Source organism: Streptomyces iranensis, from assembly GCF_017874715.1.
GTDB lineage: Bacteria > Actinomycetota > Actinomycetes > Streptomycetales > Streptomycetaceae > Streptomyces > Streptomyces iranensis.
Genome location: NZ_JAGGLR010000039.1, coordinates 20,086 through 42,985, shown reverse-complemented (window position 1 = coordinate 42,985; position 22,900 = coordinate 20,086). Strand labels below are relative to the sequence as shown.

At 72.1% G+C, this 22,900-nt stretch carries 22 protein-coding genes and 1 pseudogene; 4 read left to right on the top strand and 19 right to left on the bottom strand.

Annotation, left to right across the window (positions count from 1 at the left end; all coding sequences use genetic code 11):
- Positions 1-28 precede the first annotated feature (28 nt).
- The 15 genes from J2Z30_RS46230 to J2Z30_RS46160 all read right to left on the bottom strand — a co-directional run bounded on the left by J2Z30_RS46230 (position 29) and on the right by J2Z30_RS46160 (position 14,268).
- Positions 29-808, bottom strand: a complete 780-nt coding sequence (locus J2Z30_RS46230) for an exodeoxyribonuclease III (protein ID WP_044569088.1) — start codon at positions 806-808, stop codon at positions 29-31.
- 42 nt (positions 809-850) lie between these two features.
- Positions 851-1,498 carry an MBL fold metallo-hydrolase gene (locus J2Z30_RS46225; protein WP_044581249.1) on the bottom strand — a complete coding sequence of 216 codons (648 nt, stop codon included), beginning with the start codon at positions 1,496-1,498 and terminating at the stop codon, positions 851-853.
- A gap of 81 nt (positions 1,499-1,579) precedes the next feature.
- Positions 1,580-2,866, bottom strand: coding sequence for a bifunctional 3-oxoadipate enol-lactonase/4-carboxymuconolactone decarboxylase PcaDC (gene pcaDC / locus J2Z30_RS46220; RefSeq protein ID WP_044569089.1), 1,287 nt, complete (start codon positions 2,864-2,866; stop codon positions 1,580-1,582).
- A 65-nt stretch (positions 2,867-2,931) separates the two neighbouring features.
- Positions 2,932-3,558: a hypothetical protein gene (locus tag J2Z30_RS46215; protein WP_044569090.1), complete on the bottom strand. Its 627-nt coding sequence runs from the start codon at positions 3,556-3,558 to the stop codon at positions 2,932-2,934.
- The gene (locus J2Z30_RS46210; RefSeq protein WP_020867702.1) at positions 3,555-4,709 is read right to left on the bottom strand and encodes an ROK family glucokinase; all 1,155 of its coding nucleotides are present in this window, start codon (positions 4,707-4,709) and stop codon (positions 3,555-3,557) included. Before J2Z30_RS46210 ends, J2Z30_RS46215 begins: the two co-directional genes overlap by 4 nt.
- Before the next feature lie 287 nt (positions 4,710-4,996).
- Positions 4,997-5,854 (bottom strand): ATP-binding cassette domain-containing protein, encoded by an 858-nt coding sequence (locus J2Z30_RS46205; RefSeq protein ID WP_044569091.1) that lies wholly within the window; start codon positions 5,852-5,854, stop codon positions 4,997-4,999.
- Complete coding sequence (locus tag J2Z30_RS46200) at positions 5,851-6,903, bottom strand: ABC transporter permease (RefSeq protein WP_044569092.1); 1,053 nt, start codon at positions 6,901-6,903, stop codon at positions 5,851-5,853. The genes J2Z30_RS46205 and J2Z30_RS46200 overlap by 4 nt, the downstream gene beginning before the upstream one ends.
- Positions 6,900-7,889 (bottom strand): sugar ABC transporter substrate-binding protein, encoded by a 990-nt coding sequence (locus J2Z30_RS46195; RefSeq protein WP_044569093.1) that lies wholly within the window; start codon positions 7,887-7,889, stop codon positions 6,900-6,902. Before J2Z30_RS46195 ends, J2Z30_RS46200 begins: the two co-directional genes overlap by 4 nt.
- Before the next feature lie 248 nt (positions 7,890-8,137).
- The gene (locus J2Z30_RS46190; protein ID WP_044569095.1) at positions 8,138-8,905 is read right to left on the bottom strand and encodes a GntR family transcriptional regulator; all 768 of its coding nucleotides are present in this window, start codon (positions 8,903-8,905) and stop codon (positions 8,138-8,140) included.
- A gap of 227 nt (positions 8,906-9,132) precedes the next feature.
- Positions 9,133-9,801, bottom strand: a complete 669-nt coding sequence (locus J2Z30_RS46185) for a DUF1700 domain-containing protein (protein WP_044569096.1) — start codon at positions 9,799-9,801, stop codon at positions 9,133-9,135.
- 130 nt (positions 9,802-9,931) lie between these two features.
- On the bottom strand, positions 9,932-10,591 hold the full coding sequence (locus J2Z30_RS46180; protein WP_052701302.1) for a TetR/AcrR family transcriptional regulator: 660 nt from the start codon (positions 10,589-10,591) through the stop codon (positions 9,932-9,934).
- A gap of 129 nt (positions 10,592-10,720) precedes the next feature.
- Positions 10,721-11,593 (bottom strand): transporter substrate-binding domain-containing protein, encoded by an 873-nt coding sequence (locus J2Z30_RS46175; protein ID WP_209469135.1) that lies wholly within the window; start codon positions 11,591-11,593, stop codon positions 10,721-10,723.
- Positions 11,594-11,766: 173 nt separating this feature from the next.
- Positions 11,767-12,420: a bifunctional 4-hydroxy-2-oxoglutarate aldolase/2-dehydro-3-deoxy-phosphogluconate aldolase gene (locus J2Z30_RS46170; protein ID WP_044569097.1), complete on the bottom strand. Its 654-nt coding sequence runs from the start codon at positions 12,418-12,420 to the stop codon at positions 11,767-11,769.
- A gap of 218 nt (positions 12,421-12,638) precedes the next feature.
- A complete protein-coding gene (locus tag J2Z30_RS46165) occupies positions 12,639-13,616 on the bottom strand; it encodes a sugar kinase (RefSeq protein ID WP_044569099.1) in 978 nt (325 codons plus the stop codon).
- A 223-nt stretch (positions 13,617-13,839) separates the two neighbouring features.
- The gene (locus J2Z30_RS46160) at positions 13,840-14,268 is read right to left on the bottom strand and encodes a ribonuclease (protein ID WP_044569101.1); all 429 of its coding nucleotides are present in this window, start codon (positions 14,266-14,268) and stop codon (positions 13,840-13,842) included.
- A 169-nt stretch (positions 14,269-14,437) separates the two neighbouring features.
- Here J2Z30_RS46160 and J2Z30_RS46155 point away from each other — a divergent pair, with 169 nt between their 5' ends.
- Both J2Z30_RS46155 and J2Z30_RS46150 read left to right on the top strand, forming a co-directional pair.
- Positions 14,438-15,115, top strand: coding sequence for a helix-turn-helix domain-containing protein (locus J2Z30_RS46155; protein WP_245389242.1), 678 nt, complete (start codon positions 14,438-14,440; stop codon positions 15,113-15,115).
- A 14-nt stretch (positions 15,116-15,129) separates the two neighbouring features.
- The gene (locus tag J2Z30_RS46150; RefSeq protein WP_245389241.1) at positions 15,130-15,318 is read left to right on the top strand and encodes a DUF6126 family protein; all 189 of its coding nucleotides are present in this window, start codon (positions 15,130-15,132) and stop codon (positions 15,316-15,318) included.
- Positions 15,319-15,626: 308 nt separating this feature from the next.
- Here J2Z30_RS46150 and J2Z30_RS46145 read toward each other — a convergent pair whose 3' ends face one another.
- Both J2Z30_RS46145 and J2Z30_RS46140 read right to left on the bottom strand, forming a co-directional pair.
- Positions 15,627-15,842 carry an EF-hand domain-containing protein gene (locus J2Z30_RS46145; protein WP_217489762.1) on the bottom strand — a complete coding sequence of 72 codons (216 nt, stop codon included), beginning with the start codon at positions 15,840-15,842 and terminating at the stop codon, positions 15,627-15,629.
- A 45-nt stretch (positions 15,843-15,887) separates the two neighbouring features.
- Positions 15,888-16,076, bottom strand: coding sequence for a hypothetical protein (locus J2Z30_RS46140; protein ID WP_209469134.1), 189 nt, complete (start codon positions 16,074-16,076; stop codon positions 15,888-15,890).
- A 269-nt stretch (positions 16,077-16,345) separates the two neighbouring features.
- Here J2Z30_RS46140 and J2Z30_RS46135 point away from each other — a divergent pair, with 269 nt between their 5' ends.
- Entirely contained in the window at positions 16,346-19,525 is a 3,180-nt protein-coding gene (locus J2Z30_RS46135) for an NACHT domain-containing protein (RefSeq protein ID WP_044569107.1), read from the top strand.
- A 106-nt stretch (positions 19,526-19,631) separates the two neighbouring features.
- Positions 19,632-20,259, top strand: a pseudogene (locus J2Z30_RS52190) (MerR family transcriptional regulator).
- Here J2Z30_RS52190 and alc read toward each other — a convergent pair.
- Positions 20,256-21,401 carry an allantoicase gene (gene alc, locus J2Z30_RS46120; RefSeq protein ID WP_044569108.1) on the bottom strand — a complete coding sequence of 382 codons (1,146 nt, stop codon included), beginning with the start codon at positions 21,399-21,401 and terminating at the stop codon, positions 20,256-20,258. The pseudogene J2Z30_RS52190 and the gene alc overlap by 4 nt on opposite strands.
- A 91-nt stretch (positions 21,402-21,492) precedes the next feature.
- Complete coding sequence (allB, locus tag J2Z30_RS46115) at positions 21,493-22,836, bottom strand: allantoinase AllB (RefSeq protein WP_078956572.1); 1,344 nt, start codon at positions 22,834-22,836, stop codon at positions 21,493-21,495.
- Between the last annotated feature and the right edge of the window lie 64 nt (positions 22,837-22,900).

The following is a 22,900-nucleotide window of genomic DNA, read 5'->3' as shown; positions in this document are numbered from 1 at the left end:
CCCTGCGACGGTGCTCCGCCGAGGCGGGTCATACCTCCAGGTCGACGACGACCGGGGCGTGGTCGGATGCGCCCTTGCCCTTGCGCTCCTCCCGGTCCACATACGCGTCGCCGACCGCCTTGGCGAACGTCTCGTTCCCGTAGACCAGGTCGATGCGCATGCCGCGGTTCTTGGGGAAGCCCAGTTCGCGGTAGTCCCAGTAGGTGAAGGGGCGGTCGTACTTCAGCGGCCGGGGCACCACGTCCGAAAGACCCGACTCGCGCAGCGCCGCCAGGGCCTCGCGCTCCAGGTCCGTCACATGGGTCAGCCCGTCGAAGGCGGAGCGGTCCCAGACGTCCTCGTCGGTCGGCGCCACATTGAAGTCGCCGAGGACCGCGAAGGGGCGCTCACCGGCCGCGTCCCCGGCGACGGCCGTGCGCAGCGCCTCCAGCCAGCGCAGCTTGTAGTCGTAGTGGGGGTGGCCGATCTCCCGGCCGTTGGGCACATAGACCGACCAGAGGCGGACCGGGCCGCAGGTGGCGCCTATCGCCCGCGGCTCCTGGCCACCGTCGTAGTCCGGGCCGCCGGGGAGGCCCACGGTGACGTCGGTGAGCCCGGCCTTGGAGAGCAGCGCCACTCCGTTCCACCGGCCGGTGGCGTTGACCGCGGCCTCGTAGCCGAGCTCACGCAGCGGCTCGTACGGAAAGGCGGACTCGGCGCATTTGGTCTCCTGGACGCACAGGACGTCCGTGCCGCTGCTCTCCAGCCAGGCCAGCAGCCGGGGCAGCCGGGCGGTGATCGAATTGACGTTCCAGGTCGCGATGCGCATAGGGCACAACCTACATCCCGGCTCTGACAGCCGGCCCGGCCCTCAGAGGGTGAGGGATTCACCCGGGGCCAGTCGCAGATGCTCGGCGCCTTCCGTGCCGGGGCCCTCGGGGCCGAGCATCCGGCCGTAGACCATGTGCGCGGCGTCGGACAGCAGGGCGTCGTGGATGTCGACGGCCCGGCGCGGGCCGACCGCGCGGACGTAGTCGAGGATCTCGGCGAACTTGTTCCAGGGGGCGTGCACCGGCAGCATCAGCGTGTCCACCCGCCGCCCGGCGGGCACGGTAAGGGCGTCGCCGGGGTGGAAGAGCACGCCGTCCAGCAGATAGCCCACATTGGTGATCCGCGGGATGTCGGGGTGGATGACGGCGTGCAGCTGGCCGTGGACCTCGATGTCGAATCCCGCCGCGTTGAAGCTGTCGCCCTCCCCGATGGTGTTCACCCGCCCGGGGAACGCCGCGGAGATGTGGTGGGAGACGCTGCGGAGCGTCCAGATCTGGGCGGCGGGGTTGGCGTCGAGCGCCGTGCGCAGCCGCTCCTCGTTGAAGTGGTCGAAGTGCTCGTGGGTGACGAGGATCGCGTCCGCGCCGATCGCGGCGTCCTCTTCGCTGAAGGCCCCGGGGTCGATGACGAGCGTCTGCCCGTCCTTCTCGATCCGGACGCAGGCATGGCCCTTCTTGGTGAGCTTCATGGAGATCATTGTGCTACCGCGGCCCCCGTCGACCGCACTGCCCTCCGGGCTTGTCTCCTCAGCCTTCCGGCCTCGTCCTGCTCAGCCCTCCGGGCTCGTCTCCTCGCGGATGATCCGCTGGGCCACGGCGAAGGCGGAGTTCGCCGTCGGCACCCCGCAGTAGACGCCGGTGTGCAGCAGCACCTCCTTGATCTCGGTGGGGGTGAGCCCGTTGCGCAGCGCGGCCCGGGTATGGAAGGCGAGTTCGTCGAGGTGGCCGCGGGCGGCGAGGGCGGTGAGGGTGACCACGCTGCGGATCCGCCGGTCGATTCCGGGCCGGGTCCACACCTCACCCCACGCGTAGCGGGTGATGAAGTCCTGGAAGTCGCCGGTGAACTCGTCGGCCAGGGACTCCGCGCGGTCCACATGGGCGTCGCCGAGCACCTCGCGGCGCACCTTGATGCCCTGGTCGTACGCGTCGGCGCGGGCGTCCAGCAGCGGTTCGGGCACGTTGTGGTCGAAACCGACGACCTCGGCGCCGGGCGGCATGGGCGAGAGCACGGGCTTGGGCGGGGGCGCGGGGATCGCGGTCATCCCGGTCGGGTGGTCCGGGCTCTGCCAGGAGCTGGAGAAGTGGCGCACCAGCAGATCGGTGACGGCCATCGGCTGTTCGACGGGGGTGAGATGGGAGGCGCCGGGGACCAGCGCGAGCCGTGCGTCGGCTATCCCGGCGACCAGGACGCGGGCGTCGGCGGCCGGGGTGACCTGGTCGTCGGCGCCGGCCACCACGAGGGTGGGGACGCCGATCCGGCTGAGCTCGGCGCGGATGTCGAAGGCGGCGAGTGCCTCGCAGGCGGCGATGTAGCAGCCGGGGTCGGTGGTGCGGACCATCTGGACGGCCCACTCGACGATGGCGGGCTGGGCGGCGGCGAAGCCGGGGGTGAACCAGCGCTCGGGGGTGGCGCGGGCGATCGGGTCGAGGCCGTTGGTGCGGACCACGACGCCGCGCTGCCGGAAGGAGTCGGCGGTGCCGAAGCGCGGGGAGGCGGAGACGAGGGCGAGTGAGCCCACTCTCTGGGGATGTCGCAGGGCGAGTTCGGCGCCGATGGCCCCGCCGATCGAGCAACCCGCGTAGCCGAAGCGCTCGACGCCGAGCTGGTCGAGGGTGGCCAGCAGCCGGGCGGCCAGCTCGGCCACGGAGGGGGCCGGATGGGCGGGGGCGCCGCCGTGGCCGGGGAGGTCGAAGCGGAGGACGCGCCAGTGGCGGGAGAGCTCGGGTATCTGGCGATCCCACATGTGCCAGGTGGTGCCCAGCGACGGTCCGAGGACGAGCACGGGCCCGTCCTCGGGGCCGTCGGTCCGGTACTGAAGTGTCTTCGTCTCGCTCACCCGAAAACGGTATCCGACACGGGTGGCGGGGTTTTCGGGCGCGATGTACCCAGGATGTGAAGGCCTTACGGCGTGACCGTGGAGACCACGTAAACCTTCGGATGCGCCGGGTTGTCGAACTTGACCGTGATCCTCAGCTTGGGTTGCGGATCTTGTTGCTTGATGACCATCCCCGCCCAGTCGTGACCGGGGGCTCCGACCTGCCAACCGACCCTCTGCGCCTGCGCCTTGGTGATGGGCACCTCGCCCTTGTCCAGGGCGGAGCGGCGGGTGCCGAGCTTGGTCAGGAAGGAGTCCAGACCGTCGCGGGACGTGACGAACTGCACGTACAGCGAGCTGACCTTCCAGGAGTTGGTCTCGTAGAAGGCGACCTTCTTGGAGTACGGCGGCACCGGCACGTCGTATATGCGCCGCTGCACCCGGGTCGGGTAGCCCGCGCTGAGGCCCTTGGCCGACGCCGCCTCCGCCTTGTCCTCACCGCCGTTGCGGCTCTGGAGGGCGGAGATCACCAGATAGCCCGCCGGGATCGTGATCAGCAGGAAGACGACCACGGCCTTGAGCCAGCGGCGGGGCGGACGGCCGCCACCGGGCATGGGCCCGCCGGACGTGGGGCCGCCCGGTGTGGGCCCGCCGGGGCGCATACCGTCGGCCGGGGGCATCGCGGCGCCGGGCCGCTGGTCGGCGGCGGTCATTCGCGGCCTGCCTGGCTTCGCGGCGCGAGCCGCAGCGGGGAGGAGGACCCGGCGCGCTCGTACCGCTCGACGCGGCGGCGGTTGGCGCGGCGGAAGCGGCGGGCGACCAGCCGGGCGAGGTCGGCGGCGCCGACCATCCCGGCCTCGGGGCCCAGCTGCGCCTTGACGATCCGGGCCTCCGGCCGGTAGCCGCGGCCGGTGAGGGTGCGCCGGAAGGCGTTCCGGGCGGGGTCGATCAGCAGGTCGTCGGCGGCGCTGACGCCTCCGCCGATGACGAAGCAGGAGGGGTCGAGGGCGGCGGCGAGATTGGCGATGCCGACGCCGAGCCACTGGCCGATGTCCTGGAGCAGTTCGACGCACATGGCGTCGCCCTGGCGGGCCAGCTCGGTGATCAGCGGCCCGGTGATCTCCTGGATGTTGCCGCCGACCCGGTCGTTGATCCCGTACGCCACCGGCGATTCGGCGGCGGCCAGTTCACGGGCCTCGCGGACCAGGGCGTTGCCGGAGCTGTACTGCTCCCAGCAGCCACGGTTGCCGCACGGGCAGCGGTGACCGGCCGGGACGACCTGCATATGGCCGAATTCCCCGGCGACCCCGTACTTGCCCCGCTTGACCTGGCCGTCCTCCAGGATCGCGCCGCCGATCCCGGTGCCGAGGGTGATCATGACGAGATGGTCCTCGTCCCGTCCGGCGCCGAACCGCCACTCCGCCCACGCGGCGGCGTTGGCGTCGTTGTCGACCAGGACCGGGACGGCGAGCCGCTCGGCGAGCCGGTCGCGCAGCGGTTCATTGCGCCAGGACAGGTGCGGGGCGAACAGCACGCGGTTGCGGTCGGCGTCCACCCAGCCCGCGGCGCCGATGCCCACGGCGTGCACATCGTGCCGGTCGGAGAGGTCGAGCACCAGCTCGGTGATGGTGTCCTCGACGACCTTGGGGCTCTTGGACTTGTCCGGCGTCTCGGTGCGCAGCTTCTCGAGGATGTTGCCGTCGGCGTCGACGACCCCGGCCATCACCTTGGTGCCGCCGATGTCGATGCCGACCGTGGGCACCCGGGGCGCGCTGAGATGCGAGCGGCGCTCGCGGGTGCCGACGGTCCGCAGCACGGTGGCCCGAGCCGAGCCCCGGTGCACTCGTTCGCGGTAGATGCTCATCGGCCGGCCCCCTCGCCGGTGTGGGGGGTGCGGTCGCTGCGGGTACGTGCTCGCAAGAGTTCGTCGTCCCTGCGGGGGTCTCGGGAGGCCGCGGGGCCTCGGCTGCGTCGGTCGTGGCGGGTGTGGCCCGCCGTGCGATTGTGCCTCACCCGCGCCTCATGCCGCATGGCGAGCCTACGGCGCGCTGCCCCCAGGAAGCACCGGAACACGGCCGACGCCCCGACCGCTCAGCCCTTGGCGAACCCTCTCAACCTTTGGCGAACCCTCTCAACCTTTGGCGACCCCGCTCAGCCCTTGGCGACCCCTCCCGACAGATCGGGGGCGGGGGTGCGGGCCAGCTCATGGCTGAGCTGCTCCAGCTCGCTGCCGCCCGCCATCTGCCGGGTGAGCTCCTCCAGGGCGATCCCGTCCTTGGCGTGGCTGCCCGCCATGGCGCCGCGCTTGAGCAGCACGAAGCGGTCGCCGACGAGATAGGCGTGGTGCGGGTTGTGCGTGATGAGGACCACGCCGAGGCCCGCGTCCCGGGCGGCCGCGACGTACTTGAGCACGACGCCGGACTGCTTGACGCCCAGCGCCGCCGTGGGCTCGTCCAGGATGAGCACCTTCGCGCCGAAGTGGACGGCGCGGGCGATGGCCACGCACTGGCGCTGGCCGCCGGAGAGGGTGCCGATGGGCTGGTCGACATCGCGCAGATCGATGCCCATGCGCAGCAGTTCGCGGTGGGTCGTGGTGCGCATCGCCTCCACGTCGAGGCGGCGGAGCGGTCCGCGGCCCTTGTGGATCTCCGAGCCCAGGAAGAAGTTCCGCCACACCGGCATCAGCGGGACCACGGCGAGGTCCTGGTAGACCGTGGCGATCCCACGGTCGAGGGCCTCGCGCGGGGAGCCCAGCCGGGCCTCCTCCCCCTCGATGGCGAGGGTGCCGCCGTCGTGCTGGTGCAGCCCGGCGACGATCTTGATGAGGGTTGACTTGCCCGCGCCGTTGTCCCCGAGGACGCAGGTGATCTCCCCGGCGTGCACCTCGAGGGAGACGCCCTCCAGCGCCTTGACGTTGCCGTAGTACTTGCTGATGTCGCTCAGCGCGACCAGGGCGGCCCGGGACGCCGGAGATGTCTGAGAGGCCTTGGATGTCGGGGACGCACTCATTTGCTCTCCTCCGCCCGCTTGCGGACCCACCAGTTGAGCAGCGTGGCGAGCAGCAGCATCGCCCCGAGGAAGAACTTGAACCAGTCGGCGCCCCACTGCGCGTAGACGATGCCCTTGTTGGTCATGCCGAAGATGAACGCGCCGACGGCCGCGCCGACCGCCGAGCCGTAGCCGCCGGTCAGCAGACAGCCGCCGATGACGGCGGCGATGATGTAGAGCAGCTCATTGCCCACGCCCTCGCCGGACTGGACCACGTCGTAGTTGAACAGCAGATGCTGGCCGGAGATCCAGGCGGCCAGCGCGACGCCCAGATAGAGGCCGATCTTGGTGCGCTCCACGGGGACGCCGACCGCGCGGGCCGCCTCCTTGGCGCCGCCCACCGCGAAGATCCAGTTCCCGGCGCGGGTGCGCAGCAGGATCCAGGTGGCGAGCGCGATCAGGGCGAACCACCACAGGACGGTGATCTGCACTTCGACGTCCCCGATGGTCAGATGCGAGGCGAAGACCTTACGGGCGGAGGGGAAGCCCTCCATGTCGGAGATGCTCTTGGTGGAGACGGTGTCGCTGATCAGCTTGGTGAAGCCGAGATTGCAGCCCTGGAGGATCAGGAAGGTGCCGAGCGTGATGATGAAGCTCGGCAGGTTGGTGCGGACCAGCAGATAGCCGTTGAAGAAGCCGATCGCGAGGGTGGCCAGCAGGGACACCCCGACCCCGGCCCATACGTTCGCCGTCATCTGGTACGAGAACATCGAGGAGATCAGCGCCGAGCTGGTCACCAGGACCCCGGTCGAAAGATCGAACTCCCCGCCGATCATCAGCAGCGCCACCGGCACCGCCATGATCCCGATGGTCGAGGAGGCGTACAGCACGGTGCTGAAGCTGGACCACTGCAGGAAGGCGTCGGCTACGACCGAGAAGAAGACGAAGACGGCGACGGCGCCGACGACCGCCCCCAGCTCCGGACGGCCCACCAGCCGGCGCGGCAGCGAGCCGCGCAACGGCCGCGGGGACGAGAGCTCCTCCTTGACGGGCGGTGCCTCCGCGCTCATCGGGTTCCCCGCTTCGTGTACGACGCGAGCTCGGCGGCGTCGTCCTTGGTGATGATCTGCGGACCGGTGAGCACCGGCTTGCCGCCACCGAGCACATCGGCGTTGTAGCGGTTGAGCCACAGCAGATCCACGGCCTCATAGCCCTGGAGATACGGCTGCTGGTCCACGGCGAAGCCGAGCGTGTCGTCCTGGAGCGCGGCGGCGACCTTGGCGTTGAGGTCGAAGGTGTCGATCTCGGCCTTGCTGCCCGCCTGGTCGGCGGCCTTGGCGGCGGTGTCCGCGAAGGGCGCGCCGAGGGTCAGCACCGTGTCGATGCCCTTGTCCGACTGGAGCTTGGCCTCGATCGAGGACTGCACATCGGGCATGTTGGTGCCCTCGACGTAGATCTTCTCCATCTTGCCGTCGAAGGTCTTGGCCGCGCCGTCGCAGCGCTGCTCGAGGCCGACGTTGCCCTGCTCGTGGATCACGCACAGCGCCTTCTTCTGGCCCCGCTTGTTGAGCTCGTCGCCGACGGCCTCGCCCGCGATGGTCTCGTCCTGGCCGATGTGGGTGAGCGCGCCGAACGCCTTGGACACCTCGGCGCCGGAGTTGACAGTGATCACCGGTATCCCGGCCTTGCGGGCCTTCTTCACCACGGACTTCATGGCGTCGGGCTTGGCGAGGGTGACGATCAGGCCGTCGACCTTCTGGTCGATGTAGGACTGGACCAGCTGGGCCTGCTCCTTGCCCTCCTCGTTGTGGGCGTAGAGGAACTTGATGTTGTCCTTGACCGCGGCCTGTTTGGCGCCGCTCTGCACGATGTCCCAGAAGGTGTCCCCGTCTCCGGAGTGGGTGACCATCGCGAAGGTCCACTTCGGGGTGTTGACCGCCGCCCGTCCCCCGGCGGCCGCCTCCCGTGCGGCCCGCTCCTCGGCCCGCTTGCCTCCCGTATCGCTGCAGCCCGCCAACGCCGTACCCAGCACCGCCGCGAGCACGGCGGCGGTCATCGCGCGTGCCCCTCTCCGCACCGTCGCCACGAAGACCCGCCCTTCTCACTGTGTGTTCGTCCCGCTGTCACCTTCACGGCCGGGCACCGCATGATCGGTCCCGGCCGCCGCCCAAGTATCCGTCACCGGTCATCGCCGGGGCTGCCGGGGTGGGCGGGGGCCCGGCACCCGTACGGCTTGAGGACTTGTAGCCGGGGACGCGGGACACGTCAAGGACAAAGGGCGCGGCACATGGCGTGAGGCAGGGGTCAGGGGCGTACGAGCAGCTGGAACTCGAAGGCGTAGCGCGAGGCCCGGTAGGTGTGGGAGCCGAACTCCACGGCCCGGCCGGTGTCGTCGAAGGTCGTGCGCTCCATGGTCAACAGGGGCGCACCCGCCGGCTCCCCGAGCTGCTCCCCCTCCTCGGCGGTGGCCGCGCGGGCGCCGACCGCCTGGCGGGCGCTGTGCAGGGTGATCCCGGCCGCGCGCATCAGCCGGTACAGCCCGGTGTCCTCCAGCTCGGCGCTGTCCAGCTTGAGCAGGCCCACCGGGAGGTGGTTGCGCAGATGGGCCATGGGCTCGCCGTGCGCCAGCCGCAGCCGCTCGATCAGCACCACGTCTTCGCCCTCGGCGACGCCGAGGGCGGCGGCCACCTGGGCGGTCGCGGGCTCGGTGGTGTTCCGCAGCACCTGGGTGGCGGGCCGCTGACCGGCCGCCTCCAGGTCGTCGTAGAGGCTGCTCAGCTCCAGCGGGCGCTTGACCTGGCTGTGCACGACCTGGGTGCCCACGCCCCGGCGGCGCACCAGCAGCCCCTTGTCGACCAGCGACGAGATGGCCTGCCGGACGGTGGGGCGGGACAGCCCGAGCCGCCCGGCCAGCTCGATCTCATTGCCCAGCAGGCTCCCGGGCGCCAGCCGCCCCTGCTCGATCGCCGCCTCGAGCTGCTGGGACAGCTGGAAGTACAGCGGGACCGGACTGCTGCGATCGACGCTGAGCTGGAGCGCCTCCGCCCCGCCCGAAGCGTCTTCTTCCTCCATAGCCACGGGCCGAGGGTATCCGGATGAGCACATGACGGGAAGTCGTGAAGTTCTGTTGTCAGGACAAACTACGCACAGGTGATCAGTTGGAGCCGACTGATCAGCTGAAGCCGACAACGCTGTCCGCCGTCACGGCGCGGCCGGAGGCGGCAGCCGTCCCCGGCCACCACCTCGCGCCGCTCTGCGTCCCTCCACGCCGGACACCCCCGGTCCGCCGCCCGGCGGCGTCACGCGCCCGTCTGCTCGCGCAGCCGGGCGGCGGACCGGGCCAGCCGTATGGCGCCGACCACGGGCAGGGTGAGCGCTATCAGCAGGGAGGCCACGAACGCGGGGGCGCTGATCCCGTCGAACGCCAGGGAGAGCGCCACCGCCAGCACCGGCACCGTCGCCAGGGGCGACAGGACGAACAGCGTGGCCTGCCGCTTCTCGCGCCGGGCCCATGGCGCGGACCGCCACAGCCGGACGAGCGCGCCGAGGGCGGCGACCAGCCCCAGGGGTATGCCCACGCCCGGGACCAGGCACAGCGGTACGGGCAGCACGGCGAGGCCGAGCGTCACCCAGGTGGCACCGGCGTCCTCCGGCTCGGGCGGGATGCTGCCGGACTCCTCGGCCAGCGCGTCCGCCGCGATCTCCTCCGGGGTTCCGATCCAGTCGAGCACCTGCCGCACCCGCTCATCTCCGATCACGGAATCGCCGTCCCCGAGGGCATCGCCGTCCCCGGCGGCATCGCCGTCCCCGGCGGCATCCTCGGCGAGGTCGTCCGCGAGCGCCGCCGCGATCTCCTCGCGCAGGTCCTCCAGCAACTCCTCCCGCCACGCGGCGGGAAGCGCCGCGGTCCGCCGCTCGACCGAGGACAGAAAGGTCCGCACGAGGGGGTGGCTGAGGGGGCTGCTCATGTCGTCTCTCCGGGGGCGAGGAAACGGTCACCGGTCCAGGGCATTACAACCGGCATCCGTCAGCGTGTAGCACCCGCACGAGGGCCGCGCCCCGATTCGCGCAAATGCGCATCCCGCTGTGTTCGACAGGCTAATAGGCCGCCGCTTCCCCCGCGCCACGGGTCATGACCCGGTCCAGTTCGGTCCCGGTGAGCCCGTCGGGCAGCGGGACGGTGTCGGGGCGGGCGCGCAGACCGTCCAGGACGAGCGCGGCGATACGGCGGGCGGCACGCCCCCAGGCGTCGGACGGGAGTTGGGCCTGGGCGAGCATCGCGCCGGTGACGACGAGGTCGGCGGTGGTGGCGTCGGGGCGGATCGAGCCGTCGCCGACACCCCGCTTCAGGACCGCGGCCAACGACCGGGAGATCCGCGAACCGAGAGGATCGGCCTCGTCCGCCAGGAGGAGCGGGCCGGGCGCGCCGAGCAGCGGCAGGGCGAGATGGTGCCGTTCGGCGAGCAGGCCGCGCAGAAAACCGGCCAGCGCGGCCAGCGGCGGTGCCGCGCTGTCCTCGGCCTCCTGGGCGAGGGCCGCCACGAGCTCGTAGGAACGGTGCACGACGGCCGCGTACAGCTCCTCGCGGTCGGCGAAGTTCCGGTACAGCGTGGCGATGCCGACCCCGGCCTCGCGCGCCACCACGTCCAGCGGCACGGCGGGCCCGTCGCGGAGCAGGACCAGCTCGGCCGCGTCGAGGAGGGCGGCACGGTTGGCGACGGCGTCCGAGCGGCGGCGCACAGGCTGGGCGGGACTCATGGGGTCATCTTCCCGCTCCGGGCCCGGCGGATGCGCGACGGACGCGAGAGTCGTACGGCGATGCCCAGATTTTCAGCCGCTCCGTCGCTCTCGCGTCCGCCGCCGCGTCACCGCCGCATCATCGCTTCATCATCGCTTCATCCACTCATCCTCGTACTTCTTGTACGTACCGTCGTGGGTGGCCAGATGGACCCACTGGTCGACGTACTCCTTGAACTGGACGTCGCCGCGCGGCAGTACGTAGGCCTTCTCGGAGAAGGAGAACGGCTCGTCGGGGTGGACCGCGCACAGCTCCGGGTGGATGGCGGACTGATAGCGGGTCTCGCTGGCGTCCGTCATCATCACATCGGCGCGGCCCGCGATGATCTCGTCGAAGATCGTGGTGTTGTCCGGGTGGACGGTGAGGGTGGCCTGTTTGATATGGGCTCGGGCGAACTGCTCATTGGTGCCGCCCGGGTTGACCACGACTCGTACGCCCGGCTGGTCGATCTCCTCCAGCGTCCGGTACTTGTCCTTGTCCTCGCAGCGCACGATCGGCGTCTTGCCGTCGGTGAGGTACGGCTCGCTGAAGGACGCCTTACGGGCGCGGGCCAGGGTCACCGACACCCCGCCCATGCCCACGTCGCAGCGCCCGGCGGCGAGGTCGTCCACCAGGGTGGCCCAGGTGGTGGGCACGTACTTCGGTTTGGCGTCCAGGCTCTTGGCGAGGTCCCCGGCCATCTTGATGTCGATACCGGTGTAGGCCCCGGACTTGGGGTCGCGATGGCTGAAGGGCCGGTAGTCGCCCGTGGTGCACACCCGGAGCACCCCGCGCTCGGGCACCCGGTCCAGCAGGGTGCCGCGCTGCTGCCGGGCCCGGTCGGCGGCGTTCACCTGCGCCGACTCGGCCTGTGAGGTGGGGTGCGAGGTGGGTTGCGAGGTGGAGCCGACGGCCAGCGCCGAACCGGCGGCGGTGGCGGCGAGCACGGCGGCGAGGGCGGACAGCGTGACGGTACGTCTCACGGCATCTCCTGGGCGCGGGCGGGCGGCCGCTACGAGCCGCATGATCACAGCGCGCTCAGGGTGGCAGAAGTCCCGGCCCGCGGGAAGCGGTTGTATCGCCGTGAGTACGGGGAGCGTCCTGCCGCCGGTACGGGGCCGGGCACAGCCGTCGGTACGGGGCGCGCACCGCCGTGTCAGTACGGCTCGTGCGGAGAGTCCAGCGGGGGCGCCACATCCGCGAGGCGGGCCAGCAGTTCGGCGGCGCGCTTGGACACGGTGTCCCGGTCGCCCTCGGACAGCGCCGAGCCCATTCCGCACGCGACGGCCCCGGCCGCGATCCAGTCCGGGGCCTCGGCCAGGGTCACTCCGCCGGTGGGGACCACGGCGGCCTGCGGCAGCGCGGCCCGTACGTCGCTGACCCATCTGGGCCCGTAGGCGGAGGCGGGGAAGAGCTTCAGGGCGTCCGCGCCCAGCTCCATCGCGCGGACCGCCTCGGTGGGTGTGGCCACGCCGGGGAAGACCGGCAGACCGTAGCGGTGGCCGGTGCGGATGACGTCGGGGTCCAGGCTCGGCGAGACGAGGAAGCGGGCGCCCGCGTCCACCGCCATCCGGGCCGAGGCGCCATCGAGTACCGTGCCCGCGCCGATCACCGCGTCATCGCCGACCTCCCGGATCAGGGTGGTGACCGCCTCCAGTGCGAAGGGCGTGGTGAGCGAGATCTCCAGGCTGGTGATACCGGCGGAGAGCAGGCTGTCCGCCGTGGCGTGGGCGTGGTCGTAGCTGTCGCTACGGACGATGGCGAGGACGCGCTGCGCGAGCGCGGCCCTGGTGATCTCCCAGCGGTACACGGCGGTCGCCGCCTTTCCTTTCCCAGGTGCTGCTGGCGATGCCGCCCCGGCTTGCCTCCGGGATATGCGGCGGTTTCGGTGTGCGGTGGACGATACGCGGTGCTGTGTGCGCTTGGTGGATCGGTATCTGGGTTGTCCGTCTTACCGGTGCTGCTCTGTGTTGTTGTGACGTGTGCGGCCCCGCGCTGTCCGGGCGGGCCGTGGGTGCCGCGGCGGGTTCAGCGGTATACCGCGTCCCCGCCCTTGGAGCCCTTGGACAGCTCGGCGAGCGCCCGGTCCCGCGCGGCGGCGGTGGGCAGCCCGTCCGTATCGGTGGCCGCCTGGACGACCAGGGCGGCCACGCACGCCGCCTCGGCGAGCGCCTGATCCTCGTGCAGCCCGCGCAGCCGCGCCGACAGATAGCCGGCCGCGAAGCCGTCACCGGCGCCGATCGGGTCGACGACCGGCACCGCGTGGGGCGACTGGTCCCAGCCGCCGTCCGCGGTGAGGACGGTCGAGGAGTGGTCGGTGCGCTTGATCACGACCTCGTCGGCCCCGCCGCGCAGCAGCTCCCGCGCGGCCTCGTCGGCGGGTTGGGCGGTGAGCAGCTCCAACTCCTCCTCGCCCGCGAGGACGATGTCGGCGTCGCGCAGCAACGGGCCCGCCGTCTGGGCCCACTGCGCCGCGCCGCCCAGCTTGTGCCGTACGTTCGGATCGAAGGACACCTTGGCCCCGGCCGCACGGGCCAGCTCCACCAGGCGGCGGCTCGCGGCCGCCGCGGTCGGCGAGAGCATCGGCGTGATCCCGGACAGATGCAGCAGTTGGGTGCCTTCGAGTGCCTCGGGGCGTATCTGCTCGGGCGTCAGCCGGGAGGCGGCCGAGCCCATGCGGTAGTACTGCACATCGATGGCGCGGTACGCATGGCTGTCCCGCATCAGCAGCCCGGTGGGGGCATGGTCGTCCACGATCGCGTGGGCGACGTCCACACAGTCGGCGCGCAGCTCGCGCAGCACCGCCTCCCCCGCCGGGTCGGCGCCGACCCGGCCGAGCCAGCGCACGCCGTGGCCGAGCCGGGCGAGGCCCACGGCCACATTGGATTCGGCTCCCGCCACCGACCTGCGGAAATGCACGGCCCGGTCCAGCGGAACCCCGGGCTCGGCGAGCAGGAGGAGCATTGCCTCCCCGCACGTGACCACTTCCGGACCCTTCGCCACCATGCCTCCCCGCACGTCCGCTGCTACCGAGACGGTATCGGGAAGCAACGACAATGGCCCGCTCGGGGTTCCCGGGGTCTGCGGCCGATACGGGGCGGACGGGGGCGGGCGGGACGGGCGGGCACAGCACCGCGGCCGCCGCCCCGGTGGGCACAGCACCGCGGCCGCCGCCCCGGTGGGGGCAGCGGCCGCGGTTGCGGGGGGTGGCGGTCTTCGGTGGGCCGCGTCAGCAGCCGCGGTCCACCAGGTCGAACGAGGCGTAGTGGTCCGCGGTGTAGTAGTCCTCGTCCGTCTGCTCACCGGTGACGATGCGCCGGGCGCCACGGTCGTCGGAGCCCGGGGTGATCACGGTGTACTCGTGGTAGTAGCCGGAGGACTGGGACGGAAGGACGCCTTCACGGTTCTGGAAGACGGTCCCGTCCTGCGGGAACGGGTAGGGGCCGCCCTTCTCGATCAGGTCCAGGGTGTCATGGGCCTGGGAGGGCAGATCCGAGTAGCAGATGTCACCAACCGCGGCGATGACCTGCGACGACGCAACGGTCTGCGATACCGCCGGGGTGACGGCGGTGGCCGCCGTGGCCGCGCCACCGATGAGCAGCGTCGAGACGAGGGCGCCGAGGGCACCGATGCGGGCGATCCGTGGGGGGATTGTCATAGACATAGCATGACGCGCGTAGACGCTGTCGTGTCAATGCCAAGTAACCGCCGTTCTCCGGGAGTTCACAAGAGCTGCGCAAAGCGCCAGAAGAGGTAACGGAAACGTAACCTCTTGCCTCTGAGGCAAACTTTTTGCCTCAGAGGTCAAGGCTGGCTATACCGGAGATATGAACCCGCTCCCCCACGGGCCCGCCGAGTGGCCCACGGGCGGACCGGCCGACGGTGACCCCGGCGGACCGTCCGCCGAGCTGCCCACTGTCGCTCCCCGCCTGCGTGACCTGCGGCGACGCAGCGGTCTGACGCTCGAGGCCGCCGCCCATCGCGTCGGGCTCTCCCCCGCGCATCTGTCCCGGCTGGAGACGGGCCGCCGCCAGCCCTCGCTGCCGATGCTGCTGGCCCTGGCCCGTACCTACGGAACAACGGTATCCGACCTGCTGGGCGAGGTGCCCGCGGAGCGGGACCCGGTCGTGCGGGCCGACCGCATGGAGGCACAGGAGGCCGGTGGCTGGACCTACTGGCAGGCCGGCGGCTCCGGCCGGGCCATGCAGGCGCTGCGGCTGCACGTACCGGAGCGCTCCGCCGCCCAGGAGGACCTGGTGCGGGTCCACCCCGGCGAGGAGTGGCTCTACGTCCTGGGGGGACGGCTGCGGCTGACGCTCGGCGAGGCCGTGCACGCCCTCTCCGCGGGCGACGCGGCCCACTTCGACTCGCTCACCCCGCACCGCATCGCCGCCGCCTCGCCCGGCGGCGTGGATCTGCTCTTCGTCCACACGCTGCTGCAGAGCGGCGCGGCCGAGCTGTGCCTCGGCGACGCCGCTCGCCGAGGAAGGCCCGGTACGCCATGAAGGACGGGAACGACATGAGTGCGGCCGATGCGATCGATGCGACCGATGCCCCGACGACCCCCGCGACGCCGGCCCGGACCGGCCCGAACGAGGAGGACCGGGCGCCGATGTCCTTCACGGTGCGGGTCTTCATCTACCTCGTGGGCGTCCACTTCATCGCCGCGTTTCTCTTCTTCCTCTTCTACGTGGCGGGCGCGAAGTAGGCGGAGTCCGGCGGACTGTGGCCCGGGGGGCCCGGGGGTTCGGGGCCCGGGGTCCGCCCTGGCGCCGAACCGGCTTACCCTGCCCTGCTCCGCAGGGCTTCGATTCCTCCCCCGCCTGAAGGCGGGGAACGCCCCTGGCGCCCGCTGGCCCCCGAGCAGGTGGCGGCCCTGGTCCGCCTCCTCACCCCTGACCACCGCGTGCGCCACCGCCCTGTGAGGGGCCACGACGGGGGCGTCCGGGTGGCCGAAAGCTCGTAGTCGGCGGTCAGCTTCTCGCGCCGCACGCGAGGTGACCGGAACGCCCGCGGTCAGTCCGCGACGCCCTGCATCGGGGCCCAGAACTCCTCGAACGACATCGTGCCATCGCCGTCCATGTCGAGTACATCGATGAATTGCTGCGCCTGTTCGTCGGTGAGGTGCTCGCCGCGCAGCTCGGCGACGACCTGCTGGTATTCCTTGGCGGTTATCTGCCCGTCGGCATCGAGGTCGTATGCGTCAAAGACCTTGCGCGCGGCCGCTTTCATGTCCACCACGTGAGTTCGCCCTTCCTCGTTGGATGTTGTGCGATGTTACTGCGCATTGATCGCTTGCAGCACGCCGAAGCGGGACGCGCGCCGGGCCGACCAGATGGCTGCCAGGACACCGATGACCAGGGAGGGCAGGGCGAACATGGCGAGTCGTGCCCACGGCAGGATCGTTGCGTACGTGTCCAGCCTGTAGCCGCCCGCGAAGTCTGAGGGCGAGCGGCGCACGGTCAAGACAGCTCGGTACGTTCCAGCAGCGGCACCCCGGCCCGCACTTGGTCCGGCTCGGCCCAGAAGCGATCCGGCTCGGCGGTCAAGAACTTCGCGGTTCATCCGCCGAGCGGCCCTCATCGCTACCCTGCTCAGGGGGCTCGAAGTCCGCCATTTTCGCTGCGGAGAGCCCAAGCCGGCTGGGAACCGGAACCCGCCGGGCCAGCAGGCGGCGATGGTCGGCCGGGACCGGATCGGTGCCGGAGTGGTGCGCCCAGAAAGGGGCCTGCGGAGTGAGCGCTGAGGCAGCTGCCATCAATCTCGGGCGGACGGTCGCGACCCGCGTCGTGCGGTTATGGCTCGAACCGCGCCGGCGCGAGCAGGAGAGCCGGATGGAGATGTCCGCCCTGGTCCGGCGGCGGGTGCCGGGGCTGCGGGCGCAGCGGGGTGTGGAGCGGCAGTTCGAGCAGATCGCGGACGCGGTGGCGGCGCGGCTGGAGCCGATGTGCGGGCATGAGTTCCGCGGTCTGGAGGAGGGCGGGCGGCAGGCGGCGCTCGACGCCGTGACGGCGGCCTTCGGCCGCGCGGACCTGTCCGACGAGGCGATCCTCGGGTCCGACGCCAACCCCGCCGAGCTGGCCCGCCGGGTGCGGGCCTCCGCTCCCCCGCCCGCCGGGCTGGGCGAGGCGGCCACGCACTTCTACGAGCTGGTGCTGGCCGAGTGCTGCGACTGCTATGTGCGGATCCTGCAGCGGCTCCCGGTCTTCACCGAGCGCGGGATCGCCGAACTGCTGGGGCGGGTCGGCGAGCTCGGCCCCGAGCTGAGCCGGGTGCTGGAGCGGCTCCCGGTCAGATCGCTGTACGCGCCGCAGGGGGCGGATCAGGACGCCGCCTTCCGCAGGGAGTACCTGGAGTTCCTCAGCCGCACCCTGGACGAGGTGGAGCTGTTCAGCTTCACGGCCGGTCAGGCCCCGCGCACCAAGTTGTCCGTCGCGTACATCAGTCTGCGGGTCAGCACGGACGGGGACGGCCGGGCGGCGCGGCGGACGGCCGGCGGGTCGGCCGACCGGATACGGACGGGCATCGGCGACTGGGACCGGGCCGAGCAGGAGTCGTCGGCGAGCGTACGGGTCGAGGCGGCGCTGCGGCAGTCGCCGCGCGTCCTGCTGCGCGGGGAGGCGGGCTCCGGCAAGACGACGCTGCTCAACTGGCTGGCCGTCACCGCCGCGCGGGGCACGTTCGGCGGGGATCTGGCCGACTGGAACGGCCTGGTCCCCGTCCTCGTCAAGCTCCGTCACTACGCGAACCGCGAGCTGCCGCGCCTGGAGCAGCTGCTGGACGTCACCGCCGGGCCGCTGACCGGCCATATGCCCGCCGCCTGGGCGGACCGCCAGTTCCAGGCGGGCCGGGTGCTGCTCCTGGTGGACGGGCTGGACGAACTCGTCGCGGGTGAGAGGCGCAAGGTCCGCGACTGGTTACGGCTTCTGCTCAGCGCCTACCCGGACACGCGCTCGGTGGTGACGACCCGGCCGACGGCCGCGCACGGCGACTGGCTCCGGTCGGAGGGCTTCGCCCCGGTGGGCCTGGACCGGATGACCCCCGCCGACCTGCGTGCCTTCGTACGGCAGTGGCATCAGGCCGTACAGCTGCACTCCGGCGAGGCACCCTGCGCGCCCGAGGAACTGCCGCACTACGAGCGGGCGCTCGTGACCAGCCTCCAGGACCGGCCCCATCTGCGCGCGCTCGCCGCCAACCCGCTTCTGGCCGCCCTGCTGTGCGCGCTGCACCTGGGGCGGCGCAGCCGGCTGCCGCGCAACCGCATGGAGCTGTACCGCATCGCGCTGGAGCTGCTGGTGCAGCGCCGCGACGCGGAGCGCGGGGTGCCCAGCGCCATGGACGTGACGCTGGGCCTCACCGACAAGCTGTGCCTGCTGCGCGATCTGGCGTGGCGGCTGTCGGACAACAACCGCAGCGAGATCGCCCGGGAGAAGGCGCTCGACCATGTCACCGCCAAGCTGCGGTCGATGCGCCATCTGGAGGTGGAGGGCGGACCGGTCCTGGACCATCTGGTGACCCGTTCCGGAGTGCTGCGCGCCCCCGCCGACGACCGCGTCGACTTCCTGCACCGCAGCTTCCAGGAGTATCTGGCGGCCGAGGAGGCGGCGGCCGAGGACCGTATCGGCAATCTGATCGAGCGGGCCCATCTGGACACCTGGCGGGAGACCATCATCATGGCCGCGGGCCATGCCAACCGCGGCCAGCGGGAGGAACTGGTCACCGGCATCCTCGACCGCGCGGAGGCCGAGGGCCGCCATGCGCGTGCGCTGCGGCTGTTGGCGGCGTCGTGCCTGGAGACCATGGAGTCGGTCCCCGCCGGGCTCGCCGGGCGGCTGGACCACAACCTGGGCGTGCTGGTGCCGCCCCGGCGCGGAAGCGACGCGACCTCCCTGGCGGCCGTGGGCGAGCCGGTGCTCGGCAGGCTGCCGCGCTCGCTGGGCGACCTCACGGAGACCGCCGCGCGGGCCGCGGTGCGCACCGCGGCCCTCATCGGCGGCGAGGGGGCGCTGGGTCTGCTGGCCGGGTACGCGGAGGACGAGCGCGGCGATGTGCGGCAGGAGCTCGCCAATATGTGGAAGTACTTCGACCCCGATGAGTACGCCCGGCGGGTGCTGGCCCGGCTGCCGCTGGAGGACGTCCACCTCGGCCTCTCCCATCCCAGCCAGTGGAGCGCGGCGACGCGGCTGCGGTCGGCCCGGAAGGTGGGGATCAACTACCCCTTCACCTCGGGGCTCGCCGCTCTCAAGGAGCTGCCCCCGCTTTCCCATCTGACGATCAATCGGCTGATGGACGGGAACGACCTCGGCCCGCTGGCCGACCGCCCGGAGCTGACGGACCTCTCGGTCAACGGAAGGGGGCCGTTGAGAGGCGCCAAGGTGCTGGAGGGGTTCACCCGCCTGCGGCATCTGCAGCTCAACTACTGGTGGCCCCTGCCTCCGCTGGACCAGCTTCCCCTGCCGCGGTCGCTGACCAGACTGTCGCTCGGAGAGCTCCCGGCCGATCCCGATCTGGGGTTCCTCGACCGGCTCGGGCCACTCGACTATCTGTCGCTCGACGGCTCGGGGGAATTGCGCGGTCTCCTGGATTCCGCCCCGCTCCTCGGCGTCGGGCGGCTGCGTCTGGCCGGATTCGATCTGACCGAGCAGCTCCGGTCGTTCCCCGCCGCCGGTCTCCGGACGAAGAACCTCGGCTTCTACCTCTGTGACCTCCCCGCCGACCTCAGCCCCCTCAATGCGCTCCCCTCGCTCAGCACGGTGTTCTTCGGCATGTGCGAAGGCCCGGTGCCCGGTCCGCTGGATCTGTCCTCGCTGGCGGGTCGCCCGGCCGGTCCCCGCCTCACCGTCGAGGTGGGGACGGGGCAGGTCGTCACCGGCGCGCGCGGGCTCGGTCCCGGCATCCGCGTCCGGTACCTGTAGGCGGCGAGTACCTGTGGGCAGCGAGTACCTGTGGGCGGCGAGTACCTGTGGGCGGCGAGCCTGAGGGCTTGAACCTCTCGTAACGGCCGGTTCTAGCGCGGGCGACGTGATCGGGAAGGACGCCACCGGACGTCGGTGGAGCATCGGTGAGCTGGCGCGGGCGAGCGGGGTGACCGTGCGGGCGCTGCGGCACTACGACGAGGTGGGGCTGGTGCGGGCCAGTGGGCGGACCGGGGCCGGGCACCGTCGGTATACGGCGGAGGATCTGCGGCGGCTGTACCGGGTGCGGGCGTTGTGCGGGCTGGGGCTGTCCCTGGCGGAGATCGGCGACGCGCTCGATGATGTCGATGCTGGACGGCTATTTCACCCAGGAACAACGCGATGAGCTCGCCCGGCGCAGGACCGAGCTGGGGCCCGGCGCGATCGAGGCGGCCAAGCGCGAGTGGGCCGGGCTCGTGGAGGCGCTGCTGGGGCATCTGGAGGCCGGGACTCCGGTGGATGACGCGGACGTACGGGAGCTTGTGGGGCGCTGGGACGCGGTGGGCGAGTCCTTCCACGGCGGCGGTGAGCGGGCACGGGCGGAGAGCAGGGCGGCGGCCCGGCGCATGTGGCGGGACCACCGCGACGAGCTCGGCGACCGGCTGCCCTGGCCCGGCGAGCGGATGGCCGAGTTGGTGGGCTATGTGGAGCGGGTGCGGGAGGCCCGTCCGGGAGGGAGCCAGTCGTGGAGCTAGTCGGTCAGCTCCGTGTGGCGCGCGGCGAGGTGGATCGCGCCGTGCTCGGTCAGCGAGCCGTGCAGCCGTAGCCGGGCCACGCCGCCGTCCGGATGGATGTCGATCCGGACGTGGGTCACCGGCGGGGCGGCGTCCAGGAGGAAGCGGTGGACCGTATCGGGCTGGAGGCGGGTGCGGGACAGGAGTTCGGTCCAGGCCGGGGCGGTGTGGTCGGCCGGGTCCGCGCCGGTTGTCGCGTCGAGGCCGTACAGCGCCGCCCAGCCCGGTGCGTTGCCCTTGTAGCAGCCGGTGTCGATCTCCACGGCGCGGATGGTCCCCTGGGCGGCGAGGCGGTAGCGGACCCAGTCGTGGCCCGTGTCGCGGCGGCGGCGGGTCTCCCAGCCCTCGTCCATCCGGGTGGAGCGGCCCGGCCCGATGGAGTTGGCGGGCGGGGAGTAGAAGCGGTCGGAGGCGTCCTCGGCCGCCCCGCCGTGCTCCAGCGCCACCAGGTCGAAGGTGCCGAGGGCGGTGAGCCACACCGGGTCGGGGGCGACCTCGCCGTGGACGCGGAGGCGGGCGATGCCGCCGTCGGGGTGCTGCTTGAGGCGGAGGTGGGTGAAGCGGCGGCGGACGGAGACGGGGAAGCCGTTGGCCGCGTGGCCGCCGATCCGCGTACGGGGCACGAGCTCGGTCCATACGACGTCGTCGGCGAGGAGCTCCTCCGGGGACGGGGTGCCGTGCACCGCCGTCGCCTCGACGCTCACCGCCCGCGGGTAGTTGCCGCGGAAGTGGGCGGTGTCGACGACGATGCCGTGGATGGCCCCGGGCGCGCCGAGGCGGATCAGGGCCCAGTCGTGGTCGTCCTCGGCCGGATGCGGGGTGTCGGCCGAGGCCCCGCGCCGCCGCCGGGTCTCCCAGCCGTCCATGACCTTGCCCTTGTGGCCGAAGGACTCGGGGTCGAAGCGTGGCGCTTCGGGCCTCAGCAGATTCTCGCGCTCGGCGAAGAACTCGTCGTTGGCCGCGATCACGCTTCCGCCGAGCCGCCGGTCGGCCAGGTCCACGAGGTGGGTGAAGGGGAGGTCGGCGGTCCGGTAGTCGGCGTACGGGTCGCCACCGCCGTACGGGGCGGCGTCGCCGGTGAAGCGGGGGATCGGCGCGGTCATGGGCGGGCCTGCCGTTCCATCGGCGTGGTCATGTGCGGGGCTGCCTTTCCGTCGGCGTGGTCATGTGCGGGGCTGCCTTCCGTCCGCGCGGTCATGTGCGGGGCTGCCTTTCCAGGAGTCGGCCGGTGGGTTCGGTCGGCGTGCCATGGTCGGCGATCTTCCGGCCGCGCAGCCATGTGGACCGTACGACGCCGTACAGCGTTCTGCCCGCGTAGGCGGTGACCTGGTTGCGGTGGTGGAGGGCGACGGGGTCGACGGTGAAGGTCTCGTCGGGGGCGAGGACCGCGAAGTCGGCGTCGCGCCCGGCCTCGATGGCGCCCTTACGGTCGAGACCGACGAGCGCGGCGGGGCCGGTGGACATCCAGCGGGCCACGTCGTGGAGGGTGTGGCCGCGCCGCCGGGCCGCCGTCCAGACGGCGGGGAGCCCGAGCTGGAGCGAGGAGATGCCGCCCCAGGCCCGCCCGAAGTCGCCGACCTTGAGGTCGGCCGTACAGGGCGAGTGGTCGGAGACGACGCAGTCGATCTCCCCGGCCGCCAGCCCCGCCCACAGCGCGTCCTGGTTGGCGGCCTCCCTGATGGGCGGACAGCATTTGAACTCCGTCGCGCCGTCGGGGACTTCCTCGGCGGTGAGGGTCAGGAAGTGCGGGCAGGTCTCGACGGTGATCCGGACGCCCTCGCGCCGTGCGTCGGCGATCAGCGGCAGCGCGTCGGCGGACGACAGATGCAGGACGTGGACGCGGGCGTCCAGCTCGCGGGCGAGGGCGATGAGGCCCGCGATGGCCTCGTTCTCGGCGGCGCGCGGGCGGGAGGCGAGGAAGTCGGCATAGCGCGGGCCGGTGGGCGGCCGGGCGCCGTCGATGAGACGGGCGTCCTCGGCGTGGACGATCAGCAGTCCGCCGAAGCCCGCGATCTCGCGGAGGGCGGTCCGGAGCTGGTCGGGGGCGAGTGGCGGGAATTCGTCCACGCCGGAGGGGAGCAGAAACGCCTTGAAGCCGAGGACGCCCGCGTCGTGCAGCGGCCGCAGTTCCGGGGCGTTCCCTGGCACGGCGCCGCCCCAGAACCCGATGTCGACATGGGCCGACCGCCGGGCGACGGCCCGTTTGACCTCCAGGGCGGGGACGGTGGTGGTCGGCGGGACGCTGTTGAGCGGCATGTCGACCAGGGTGGTGACGCCGCCGGCCGCGGCGGCGCGGGTGGCGGAGCCGAACCCCTCCCATGCGGTGCGGCCGGGGTCGTTGACATGGACGTGGGTGTCGACGAGGCCGGGGAGCAGGACGTCGTCGCCGAGATCCTCGACCGCCGCGCCCTCCGGGTCCGGTGCGTCGTACGGCCCGACGGCCACGATGCGGCCGTCGGCGACGGACACGGAGGCCGCGCGCGGGCCGTCCGGGGTCATGACGCGTCGTGAGCGCAGCACCAGCTCCGGTTCCGGCACCAGCTCCGGCACCAGCTCCGGCACCAGCTCCGGCTCCGGCTCCGGCTCCGGCTCCGGTTCCGCA